10 protein-coding genes are annotated in these 12,292 nt (G+C 39.9%); 5 read left to right on the top strand and 5 right to left on the bottom strand.

Features of this window, described 5'->3' with window-relative positions:
• The first annotated feature begins 139 nt into the window (after positions 1 to 139).
• From OQ5_RS0102875 to OQ5_RS0102860, 4 genes are all read left to right on the top strand, one after another.
• Positions 140 to 2,110, top strand: a complete 1,971-nt coding sequence (locus OQ5_RS0102875) for an LTA synthase family protein (protein WP_255297351.1) — start codon at positions 140 to 142, stop codon at positions 2,108 to 2,110.
• A 257-nt stretch (positions 2,111 to 2,367) separates the two neighbouring features.
• Complete coding sequence (locus OQ5_RS0102870; protein WP_176694049.1) at positions 2,368 to 2,694, top strand: HU family DNA-binding protein; 327 nt, start codon at positions 2,368 to 2,370, stop codon at positions 2,692 to 2,694.
• Between the two features lie 352 nt (positions 2,695 to 3,046).
• Positions 3,047 to 3,721, top strand: a complete 675-nt coding sequence (locus tag OQ5_RS0102865; protein ID WP_016776048.1) for a TrmH family RNA methyltransferase — start codon at positions 3,047 to 3,049, stop codon at positions 3,719 to 3,721.
• Positions 3,722 to 3,799: 78 nt separating this feature from the next.
• Positions 3,800 to 4,513, top strand: coding sequence for a LytR/AlgR family response regulator transcription factor (locus tag OQ5_RS0102860; RefSeq protein WP_016776047.1), 714 nt, complete (start codon positions 3,800 to 3,802; stop codon positions 4,511 to 4,513).
• An 84-nt stretch (positions 4,514 to 4,597) separates the two neighbouring features.
• Here the strand turns inward: OQ5_RS0102860 and OQ5_RS0102855 are convergent, their stop codons facing one another.
• From OQ5_RS0102855 to OQ5_RS0102845, 3 genes are all read right to left on the bottom strand, one after another.
• Complete coding sequence (locus OQ5_RS0102855; protein WP_016776046.1) at positions 4,598 to 5,959, bottom strand: hypothetical protein; 1,362 nt, start codon at positions 5,957 to 5,959, stop codon at positions 4,598 to 4,600.
• A 331-nt stretch (positions 5,960 to 6,290) separates the two neighbouring features.
• On the bottom strand, positions 6,291 to 7,301 hold the full coding sequence (locus OQ5_RS0102850) for a hypothetical protein (RefSeq protein WP_016776045.1): 1,011 nt from the start codon (positions 7,299 to 7,301) through the stop codon (positions 6,291 to 6,293).
• Between the two features lie 73 nt (positions 7,302 to 7,374).
• A complete protein-coding gene (locus tag OQ5_RS0102845; protein WP_016776044.1) occupies positions 7,375 to 9,630 on the bottom strand; it encodes an inorganic phosphate transporter in 2,256 nt (751 codons plus the stop codon).
• Positions 9,631 to 9,934: 304 nt separating this feature from the next.
• Here OQ5_RS0102845 and OQ5_RS0102840 point away from each other — a divergent pair, with 304 nt between their 5' ends.
• Positions 9,935 to 10,570 (top strand): LysE family translocator, encoded by a 636-nt coding sequence (locus OQ5_RS0102840; RefSeq protein ID WP_016776043.1) that lies wholly within the window; start codon positions 9,935 to 9,937, stop codon positions 10,568 to 10,570.
• Positions 10,571 to 10,592: 22 nt separating this feature from the next.
• Here OQ5_RS0102840 and thiL read toward each other — a convergent pair whose 3' ends face one another.
• Positions 10,593 to 11,606, bottom strand: coding sequence for a thiamine-phosphate kinase (thiL, locus tag OQ5_RS0102835; RefSeq protein ID WP_016776042.1), 1,014 nt, complete (start codon positions 11,604 to 11,606; stop codon positions 10,593 to 10,595).
• Positions 11,607 to 12,054: 448 nt separating this feature from the next.
• Entirely contained in the window at positions 12,055 to 12,270 is a 216-nt protein-coding gene (locus tag OQ5_RS0102830) for a hypothetical protein (RefSeq protein ID WP_255297350.1), read from the bottom strand.
• Between the last annotated feature and the right edge of the window lie 22 nt (positions 12,271 to 12,292).

Genomic DNA, 12,292 nt, shown 5'->3' with positions numbered 1-12,292 from the left:
GACGAAAACTTATGAATAAAGCAGGTTAGAATTATTTGATTAAAAAAGGAAGACTGTCTTTTCGGCAGTCTTTTTTTTCCTTTCCCGTATAATGTAAATTTCTTGTGAATTTTCTTTTAATTTTGCGTGAATTTAAATCATGAATCTGAAAACAATGAAGCGTGCCGGGGAATGGAATGAATACATTGTGTTGGTATTCCGTTTGGGGTTAATAATGGCCCTGTATACAATTTGCCGTTTGGCATTCTATTTCTTTAACAGTGATTTGTTTGAAAATCTATCTTTTCAGGCATTTCTTACTGTATTAAGGGGTGGGTTGAGATTCGATTTGAGTGTAATTCTGTACCTCAACTCATTATATATTTTACTCTTTTTGCTTCCTTTCAGGATTAAATTCAGTAAAAGCTACCGAACGGCCCTGAAATGGATTTTTATAATAACCAATGCTGTTGGTCTTGCGGCTAATGTCTCCGATATAATATATTACCGGTTCACACTGAAACGGACCACGGCCAGTGTTTTTAAGATTTTTAGCAACGAAGAAAATATGCTTGCGTTGTGGAGTCGTTTTGTTGTTGACTACTGGTATGCAACACTTCTTTGGTTGATTTTGATGGTTGTTTTAATATGGGGATATGGTGTTGTTCGTTCCAGGCCACTTCCTTTCAGGCACTGGTGGAAGTATAGTATTACCGGCACCATTGTTCTGGCTTTGGCCGGAGGATTAACAGTAGGAGGGATGCGGGGAGGTTTTCGCCACAGTACCCGGCCTATAAATATCAGTAATGCTGCACGTTATGTTGAACGTCCCGAGCAAGTGGCCATTGTCCTGAACACACCGTTTGCGATCCTTCGTACTTTCGGGAAATCAGTTTTTCAACCGGTTGAGTATTTCCCGCCCGAAAAACTTCGGGACATTTACAGTCCTGTTTATCAGCCCGGGCAATCTGTTTCGAGTTCTGAGATGAGCCATGCGAAAGACAAGCCGAATATTGTACTGATCATTCTCGAAAGCTTTGGAAGAGAACATATTGGGGCCCTCAATAAAGATCTCGAAGATGGCGAATATGAAGGTTTTACACCTTTTCTGGATAGCCTGATAACCCAATCCTGGGCATTTGATAATGCTTATGCAAATGGAAGAAAGTCAATCGATGCACTGCCGTCTATTGTTGCTTCCGTTCCTTCTTTGATTCAACCCTATATTGTATCTGAGTATGCCAACAATAAAATAAACGGAATGGCCGGTCTTCTTGAAAAGATTGGATATGAGACGGCGTTTTATCACGGGGCTCCCAACGGATCCATGGGTTTTCTGGCCTTTACAAAAATGGCCGGATATGAACAATACCTTGGGAAGAATGAATATAATAATGACGCTGATTTTGACGGTATGTGGGGAATTTGGGATGAACCCTTTTTTCAGTTTTTTGCCAACGATATGAATCGGTTGAAAGAACCCTTTTTTACCACTTTGTTTTCCATTTCATCTCATCATCCGTTTGCTGTTCCCGAAAAATACGAAGGCGAATTTCCTGAAGGCCCCCTCCCTCTGCACAAATGCATGGGATACACCGATATGGCATTGAAGCGCTTTTTCCAAACAGCCTCACAGGCACCCTGGTTTAATAATACACTCTTTATTATTACAGCCGATCATTGTACCATCCCCTTTCATGAAGAATATAAAACACCGGTTGAGAGTTTTGCCGTGCCCATAATCTTTTATAAACCCGGTGAAACAGAGCCCGGAATCGACAGCGGACTGGCTCAACAGGTGGATATCCTTCCGACAGTTTTGTCATATATTGAATATCCCTTTCCTTTTGTGGCTTTTGGGAACGATCTGTTGACGGCAAACCGAAATGAACGGTTTGTTATGAACTATTTCAACGAGTCGTATCAGTTCCTTCACGGGAAATACGTTATTTATTTCGATGGGAAAGAGGTAACCGGTATTTACAACCTGGAGAAGGATCCGCTTCAGCATCACAACCTCAAAGGTGAAGTTGATTTGCCCGAATCAGAGAAACTCATGAAAGCTTATATCCAGCAATATATTGACCGGATGATAAATGACCAGCTATCTTTAGGCAATACCATTCAATAAAACCAGTACCAGCGGGAAACCAGGAACCTGTTGATATGTTATTTTCCGCAATAAAAATTTGGAGAAATACCGGCAAGTAATCATAATATTACTGCAAGTAATTTCAAAAATTCCCAAATTCTTTGAGAGTAAAGAGCTCCGTGAATTGATAAAAAAAGGCTATTAAACTACAATTTTGCATCATTGTTCAAAAAAAATGATGTTTTAGAGTATTTTTTATGCTTTGGAATTTGGTAAACACCAAAAACCGTCTATATTTGTGGAAAGAAGATTGGGAAACCTATTTTTTAACCCTAAAAATTAATTTTATTATGAACAAAGCTCAATTAATTGAAGCAATTGCTGGTGAATCAGGATTGACTAAAGCCGATGCTAAAAAAGCATTAGATGGTTTTATTAAAGTAACCGGCGATGCATTGAAAAAGGGAGACCGGATTGCACTGGTCGGATTTGGTTCTTTCTCTGTTTCCGAGAGAAGTGCCCGGACTGGTAGAAACCCTCAAACCGGTAAGGAAATCCAGATTCCTGCCAAAAAAGTAGTTAAGTTTAAAGCTGGTAGTGATCTTACCGATGCAGTAAATTAATTCTTTTTTGGTCAAAAGAATCAGAAGAGGGTGTTTCAGTTTTTGGAATGCCCTCTTTTATTTTTATGCTACATTTACGGAGTCGGATATAAAAAGCATCTTTATTGTCAAACTTATTATTGTTACAAATTTTTAAATCCTCATTAATAATGAGTTAACTCTGGTACAAAAATTTTTAACGTCTTGATTTTGACAAAAATCTTTTTATACCATTCTCTAATAGTCCGTTAATCTTTTGCAGAATGTTGCAAACCGAATGGTAGTGATTTAAAGGTTTTACTTCTTACAATTTAGTATTTCAATATTATATGAATTATCTTAAATCTTACTTCTATAAATCTAACGATCTGTTGTGGAGAAAGAATTGATAAAATATCTTTCACAATTTATTACTCCGGAGCGATTACATCTGTTTGAAAATATTTTATCACTGCGAACAAATTATCTGACGGTAGTTCTCGAGAATATTTTTCATCCGCATAATGCTTCGGCAGTGCTCAGGAGTTGCGATTGCTTTGGCATTCAGGATGTTCATATAATTGAAGACCGTAACAGGTATGAAGTTAATCCCGATATTGCTCTCGGTGCTTCTAAATGGTTGTCTCTTCACAAATATACTTCCGCTTCAAAATCGGTTCTTTCGGAGTTGAAGAAAAGAAACTTCAGAATATTTGCTGCTGTACCCGATACCGGTGCAGTTATGTTTACCAGGATGGATATCAGGCAGGGCCCTTTTGCCCTGGTTTTCGGAAGTGAAAAGAATGGCATTTCCGGGGATGTTAAAGAAATGGCTGACGGATATCTGACCATTCCGATGGTAGGTTTTACCAAAAGTTTGAATATTTCGGTAGCAGCTGCCATTATGCTGCAACATTTCACATTCTTTATTCGTACAAATATTGACAAGTCTGCCTGGCAATTAGAGCAAAAATATCATGAACAGTTATTGCTGGACTGGATGCGAAAAACAATAAAAAGAGTAGATTTAATTGAGGAAACTTTTTGGAAAAATCAGCGTTTGAAATAAAGCCGATTGGTTAAATTTACATCTTAATTGATGGTAAAAATTAAGTATATTTTGTATTTTTGAGCAAAATCTCAATCTATGAATTGTATTATTATAGATGACGACAAGCTGTCAATAAAAATAATTGAAGAGTTTGTGGGCAGAACAGAGGGTCTGCACCTCGTCGGGTCTTTTTCCAGCGCGGTGGAGGCCATGAATTCACTTAATCAGCCCGATGCTGAAAAAGTGGATTTGATCTTCCTTGATATTGAGATGCCCGAGATGTCTGGTATTGAATTTTTGGAATCTCTCGATATTATCCCTCAGGTAATTATTTATTCTTCTCAGGAAAAATACGCTCTTGAATCTTATGAATATGATGTTACCGATTATCTCTTGAAACCTGTTCAGTTTGGCCGGTTTATTAAGGCTGTCAACAGGGCAAGAGAGCGCTACGAGAAAAAAGAAAGCCCGGTTAAAGAAAGCACCGAAATTTTTATCAAGAACAACGGTTCACTTGTACGTATTAAGTACGATGACATTCTTTGGATAGAGGCACTCGAAAATTATGTGGTACTTAACACGTTCAGTGAAAAATATACCATTCATTTTACCATGAAGGCCATTGCCGATAAGATGCCGTCCGACAGGTTTATGCGTATTCACCGTTCGTTTATTGTAAACTTCAGCAAAATAAAAGTGATTGAAGATAATTCGGTAGTTATCAAAATCGATAGCGGAACCAAAGTTATCCCGATCGGTAAATCTTACAGGGATAAACTGATGAACGACATTAATCTTATTTCGAAATAGTAATTGTTCTTTTCAGGAAATAGAAACGGGATCACTTTATTGTTCGATCCCTTTTTTTTGGGGGGGGAAAATTTTTTGAAAACATTAATACCCGCCTGGTAAAAGCAATCCTCTATTGTGGAGAATACTCCAGTCTTTGAGCCAGTTGTCGGGACCAAATGCTCCTTTAAAGTCGGTATCCTCAAACCATCTGTTGCTGAGGTTATAAATTTCTCCAAGTTCACTGTTCGAGGGCAGCAGATTCATGGCATCAATATGCTGTGGATTGTAAAGAATTAGAGGATCTTCCAGCAGATTGTTTCCATCCTCAAATGCGGCATTGACAATTGAATCCTGTTCCGTTACATCGCTTACGATTTTTGAGTAAACACCCAGAATTTGGCGGGCTGAATTGTTTCCGACCATGTAAAATACATTATTCATGATTTTAATGTGCCCGTCTATAAATTGTTGGTAACTGTCCAGATTATCGCCGGAGTATTCAATGTAAATACCATGTTTTTGATGGAGAAACAGGGAATTGGCAATGGTACCTGCCGAACTGTTGTCGAATCTGGCGGTTTCGCCGTTTTCGTCCATGCCTTTCCCGATGAGGGTAGCATTACTAATGGTCGGACGAGTTTTCGGATGTCCTTCGTAATCGCTGAGTTCAATAAGCAGGTCGCCGGTTGCTCCCGCCTGAAGTCCGACAATAAACTGGCAATTACCGGCATATCCCTGATCAAAATCGAAAGCATCGTCCCCGCAAAAAGCTGAAAGCAGGTAGCGTCCGTTAACGGTCCCTCCGAAAAATTCAAATCCGTCATCCCGGTTTGATATTACTTCAACGTATTCGAGGGTGGTTCCGTTGCCGACTCCGCCAAGTGTAAGGCCATTGATTTCATTTCCGTCTTCAAGTTTGGTTCCTCCATGCCGGATTGACACATACTTTAAAATTCCCGAATTATCGCTCTCATCAGTTCCTCCATACAAAGTTCTAGAGTCTTCCAGGGAAAGTCCTTCAATCGCGCTTTCGCCGTCTGGTGCATTAACAGGCGCATTTCCCAAAATTATTACGCCGCCCCATAAGCCATTGTTCTCAATGGGTACCGACCCTTCGAGGTCGTCTCCCTTAACAGTGAAGATAATAGGATTTTCAGGAGTTCCTTCAGCCACAATTTTCCCGCCCCTGGTTACAACCAGGGCACTTGCATTTTCTGCCTGTCCGGTTTCGGCCCTTATCACAGTTCCGGGCTCAATGGTAAGTGTTTGTCCTTCATTTACAAAGACAACTCCATCCAACAGGTATTCCTTGTCTGCCGTCCAGGTTGTTGTTCCTGTGCCTCCGCCATTATCTGAAATGGTGACATACTCATCGGGAAGAACATATTCCGAATCCCGGCATCCCATAAAAGCGAGGAGCAGGAAAAAACTTAATGCCGGTTTTACTGATTGAATTTTTTTCATGACCGGACTGTTTAATAACAGATCGTTAGATTTTTAGATATAAGATTGGTACTACCCTTATTTTCGTGGTTAAATATTTGTTAAAATATAGCTATAAATGTGGTTGAAATATTGTTGAAAAAAACAAAATACAACCTATAAGCTACGTTAAACTATGTTTTAACTACATATAAACAAATTGCAAATTGCAAATTGTCATTAAATTGGTGGTAGAACCATAAGGTTTATAATGATTCATATAATATTGATTTACTGTATTTTAATAAATAAAACCTTTCAATCACAAGCAGTTGTTTTACAACATTCTGCAAAAGTTTAACTGACTATTGGCTTAAAATGATGCTTCAATATTAAGAAATAATGCGGAAACCAACTCAGCATTTTTTGCGGCAGGGTAATGATCCTGATAATTGGCAGCGATTTTTATGTTTTTTATGGGGATGTATTCTATCCCGGTAATAAGAGCCGTTTCATCATTCGCCAGATTCCATGGAACAGATTCACCACTCAGTATATTTGAATCAACTTTATCGTACCGGGCAAAAATTCTGGCAGCAGGGAGAATTAACCAATCGCCGGTTATGGAAAACCCATAAGCATCGTGATTATCCTGAAATTCACGATTCCAGTGCATAGCATATTCGCCTCCGAAAGAAAATATTTTATTGGAATAACCGGCAAAAAATGCTGTTGTTGATTGATTGACCGACTTTCTGGAGATATCACCATAAATTCGCGTTACAAGGCCCTCAACAGGGTAAACAGTGATTCCCATGGCACCTTTAAAGGTGTCGTCATTTTGGAGACTTGAATAGCCCTCCCCGTTAAAAAATGCAACATCCACATCGAAGAAATCCACTTTTATTTGAGCTTTGGCTCCTATATCGGCACTGGGGCCGAAGTCATATTCATCCATGAAGGATTTGGCAATATAACGTCGTTTCCAGAATTTTTCCTGTACCTTAAATTGTACGGCATCCTGAAGTCCGAATGTCAGTTTAATGTTTTCAAGGGGTTGATAATAAACAGCAGCAGTTTTAAAGTATCCGAATCGGCGAAGGAGTGAATATTCGGCATCGTTTGGAGATCCAATATCGAGTTTTATTTCAGCCGAAAATTCAGGGGAAATCAAATATTCATAACCCAGATAAGCACGACGTACTTCAAAAGCCGTTTGTTTTTCACTTCCCTGAAGAGATGTGTTGAAATTGGTAAATATTTTTCCGTATACACTTCCCGATGGTTCAAATTTTTCTGTTTCCCCCACATCCTGGGCACTTGTATTGCCGCAGGGCAATAGAAATAGCATTACCCCGGTGAGGGCAATAAAACAGTTTTTCATTTGCATTTCCCAACAATTATATAAAACGGGACATTGCCCTGTGTAAAACAATGTCCCCTATAATTAATGATGATTATTTTTTTATTGCTGCAACAAAATCGCGCTGAGCCTTTAATAAATTAACAAGATGCAAGAGCATATTTTGTGTTTCATGCAGAACCGACAGGTAAAGCATGCTTATTTTTGTGCCTGCTTTTTCCTTCTTGATGCGTTTCAGTTGTTTTTTGCGCATTCCTTTGATAACATCTATGAGCTTTAATTGTTCGTCAATTAACTCCTGAAGGTGTTTAAAATCAGACTGATCAATCATATTATTGGCCTTAGTGATCAGTGATCTGACTTTGCTTTCCAGGATATTTATTTCTTCAAATTGTGCTTCGGAGAAAACTTTGTGATTGTTGTCCAGATGCTCATAACAAGGATTGACAATGAACGTGAGGGAGTGAACGGTTTCACGAAGGTAGTCTACCACCTGTACATAATACAGGCCAGAATCAATCGATTCTTCCTGAAGTTTGCGTACGGTATTGTAAATATTGTTTTTCAGTTTCTTGGTACGCTTGTTAAGCGAGGCTACTTCTTTTGTATTTTCCTTCAGGTGCTTTCTGTCTTCAGCTTCGAAGAAGTTAAGAGATTCGCTATAGAGTTTTGAAATGTCCTTCAGCACACCGGAAACACTGGAACGGCATTTTTCCAGAACTTTTTCGGAAAGTATTTCACCATTAACTTCTTCTATTTCCATTTCGCTGTAAAGTTTGGTTTCGCTGTCCTGCTTTTTGGTGATGACATGTGTCCGGTAAACCATGAAGGCCGCGAAAAGTAACAGGACGAAAATGGCATAGTTTCCACCAAACATCATGAGCGTCGCCATGATAAAGGCCACGGTTGCAGCAGAAAAAGCAGTGAGGAACCAACCTCCGATAACCGAAACAACACCGGTAATACGGTAAACGGCGCTTTCGCGTCCCCAGGCCCTGTCGGCCAGGGATGTTCCCATAGCAACCATAAAAGTAACATAAGTGGTGGAAAGCGGAAGTTTCATGGATGTGGCATAGGCGATCAGGATACTTGCCACAACAAGATTAACAGAAGCTCTGAGAGCATCGAATGAGGAGGCTTCTTTTCCCATTTTTTGACGTTCCTCTTCATAGACCGAACTATCGAATTGTTTGTCGATAAAATTGCGAACCTTTGCCGGGATTACCGCATTGATGGAATTGGATAGGGCAATGCTGCCGCGAACAATGGAGCGTGCAAAAAATGAAGAGCCGAATCGCTCTTCTCCTTCCGATTGTCTTCCAAGATCAAGAGAGGTTTGAACAACCCGTTTTGCTTTCCTGGATGTCCAAAGTGTAATGACCATTATAAGACCGGCAATTATCAGCAAGTATCCTTCGGTTTTAACTTCGCCTGCCAGTGAATTCATCAGTAACTGGTCGGCTGGAGTTCCAGACGCCTGATATATTTTGAAGGATTCAAAACCTGCCAGTGGTACACCAATGAAGTTAACCAGATCGTTGCCTGCAAATGCCATGGCAAGTGCGAATGTTCCTGCCAGCACCGTCGCTTTCATGATGTTCAGATTGAAGAGCCAGTAGAGGATTTGAATCAGTACGGTCCAGAAAATCAGGCTGTAGAGTATGATTAGCTTTCCGTTGGAGGAAATCCATGTTTGAACCTCTTCCGACATAAATGTGGCACCCTTGGCCCCTTTAACAATCAGGAAATAGGTAATGGCTGTAATGGCTATACCTCCCCATAGAGCGCCGAAATATTTTATTCTTCGTTGGAAATTGAAAGAAAACAGAATCCGGGTAATGTATTGAACTATCATTCCTACGGTAAAGGAGATAACCACGGAGAGCAAAATTCCCGAAATGATTGCCAGTGCTTTTGCAGAATTGATATATTCCGCAAGCGACATGTCAGGATTGTTGGTCGATTTGATGACAGCAACACCAATGGCGGCACCAAGCAATTCGAATACGATGGATACTGTGGTGGAAGTCGGGAGTCCGAAAGTGTTGAAAAGATCCAGAAGAATCACATCTGTCAGCATTACAGCCAGAAAGATGATCATGATCTCTTCAAAAGAAAAAACTAGCGGATTAAAAATGCCTTTTCGGGCAACCTCCATCATACCGCCTGAGAAACTGGCTCCCACAAAAACTCCGAGAGCCGCTATAAACATTATGACTTTAAAGGATGCGACGCGGGCACCAATGGCCGAATTTAGAAAGTTTACGGCGTCGTTGCTGACTCCTACCACAAGGTCGGAAACAGCCAGAAGGAAAAGTACGCCAACGATAACCAGGTAAATTGTTTCCATTTGTTGAAGTTAAGTTTAATTTTTTCGGAGGCAAACATAGTTTCTATTCACAAGCAGAATGTTTGGTCGTTGTTAATTCTGTGTTAAGTAATTGTTAATAAATTGCAACAAATTGTTTATATACAGTGTTTTAACACTATGCAATCTCACACGGTCATTTATTGTGCTCAAGGGGGGATAAGCACAATTCAAGGCCAATACGTAACAATTCTCAAATATATGGAAATGCGGACAAAAAAATGACAAATATAAAGGGGTGTTTTTTTCAATTTTGCAATCTTTGTGGACGACAAATTTATAATGGATGTATTGGAAGACACTTTTTGACGGCATAATGGTCGGATTCTCCGCATCGGTACCTTTGGGACCAATCGGTGTTTTAATTATTCAGCGAACATTGCAGAATGGCAGGTTGTCAGGTTTTTTTTCCGGACTTGGCGCTGTGATGAGCGATGTAATTTATGCCATAATTGCAGGTTTTAGTTTATCCTATATCGTGTCGTTTATAGAAGCCCAGATGTTGTGGATTCAATTAGGAGGGGTGATTGTATTGACAACACTGGGAATTAAAATTTACCGCACCAATCCGGCTGCCGGATTACGACGACAAAAGGCAGGGAAGCATACATTTATTAAAGATTTTGTTTCAACCTTTTTTCTTACGCTCAGTAACCCGCTGGCGATTTTTCTGTTTATTGCATTTTTTGCCAGTTTCCGGGTTCTCAAACCGGCATACGGACTGGCAGGTCACATGATTATTATTTCCGGTGTTTTTCTGGGAGCTTCATTATGGTGGCTGGTGCTGACTTCATTGGTAGGATTATTTCGTTCAAAAATTAACCTGCGACGGCTTTACTGGATCAATAAAATTGCAGGATCAATGATAATTTTGCTTGTTCTGGCAGCTTTTACTGTCTGGTTCGTGAAGGCGTATGTCTGAGAGGATGGTGTCACTATTTTTATCAGGTATTGAAATGGTTAAATCCTTTTCCGGAAAAATCTACCGTTTTACCGTTTTCTGTCCATTGAATTTTCCCGGGATTATTTCCATCAACAATGACACCGATGGGAGAGAGGGGGTAAGGAAATTCTTTATTGTACCGGTTGGCCAGTTCGCTAAAACATGATTTTTCAACGGTAAGCAGTAGCCGGTAGTCTTCACCGGCAGTAACAGCCAGATTTATTGCATTCCATCCCTGTTCGTCAGATACTTTTATCAGATCATCGGACAGTGGGATTTTTTCCAGTTGGATGGTCGCCTCGCATCGCGATGCTTTGAGTATGTGTTTCAGATCGGAAGCAATGCCGTCAGAAATATCCATCATTGCCCTGACACCGGGATAAGAGGCGAGCCATAGTCCCTCTTTCACAGCCGGTTCAGGTTGGTTATGCCATCGGGTTAACCGATGGTATGCGTCGTCTGTTTTGTCGATGTTTTCCAGAATTATTTTCAGTCCGCCTCCTGAATCACCCAATGGACCAGTAACACAAATTATATCACCTGGTCTGGCAGACGACCTTCTGCGGGCTTTTCCCCGTTCAATTTTTCCCAGGACACAGACATTGATGGTCAGTTTTCCGGGTGATTTAGTGGTATCTCCTCCCAGCAACGGAACATCATATTTTTCGCTCAGCTCCTTATAGCCCTCCATGAACCGGTCAAGATATTCAACTTCGACATCAGAAGGGATGGCTATAGAGAGAAAAGATGCCGTTGGTTGTGCGCCCATCGCTGCAATATCGCTCAAATTGACAGCCAGTGACTTATATCCCAGAAGAAATGGTGAAACTCCTTCTCTTAAAAAATGAATGTCTTCAATCAGCAGATCGGTAGTAACAACCTGCTCAAATTTGTCATCAAGCGGCATAATGGCACAATCGTCGCCTATTCCGGTTACTCCTTTTTCTTTTGTTGGTGTAAAGTTTTCAGAGAACCGCTCAATAAACCCGAATTCGCCAATTTCAGAAAGCTTCATTAGTCAATAGAACGTTAGATTTTCAGATATAATTAGTGCTCGTCTATAAACTCGCAAAAATTTTCACAATATGTGTGTCTGTTCAGAAAGTGCCGGTTGCAAGGTTTGCGAAGCCGCCAAAAACGGAGTTTACTTTTCGTAAATGAGTATTTTGGCGGCAAGCATAACACAGCAAATGGTACTTTATGGACAGACACTAATTAATTTAGTCAGTAGTTTTTAGTCAATAGTCAATAGTAATTTTTTTCAAGTACTGGCCATATTCCAAAAACTAACAAATTAGCATAAATAACATGTTTTTAGAGGTTTGTGTATTTTGTCAGATAAATGATATAAGATAATTCATATAATCTTGATATACTTTATTTTAATAATCAAATCTCTTTAAACGCAAACAATTGATTTACAGGATATAGCAAAGGTTTAACAGAGTATTGATTAGTATAAATCAATTTTTATTCTCAGGGGGAAATTCCTTCATTTTCAATTTTTCTCCTGCATCTTTAACAACGTTTCGGTAGTATTCTTCATCATAGCCGGGAAATTCTGGCGGATGCGGTTTACCATAATCATTTCGAAGAAATTTTCCGTCCTTTTCGGGATGAATGTTTCCGTCGAGGTACTTCACCATCAGAAATTGTCCAAGCTTTTGCCTATTTTTCAACGGTTATGCGCGCCTGGTTGTG

This window comes from Anaerophaga thermohalophila str. Valhall (assembly GCF_000250735.1).
GTDB classification, from domain to species: domain Bacteria; phylum Bacteroidota; class Bacteroidia; order Bacteroidales; family Marinilabiliaceae; genus Anaerophaga; species Anaerophaga thermohalophila_A.
The sequence above is the reverse complement of the archived record's forward strand: the minus strand, read 5'-3'. Positions and strand labels throughout refer to the sequence as shown.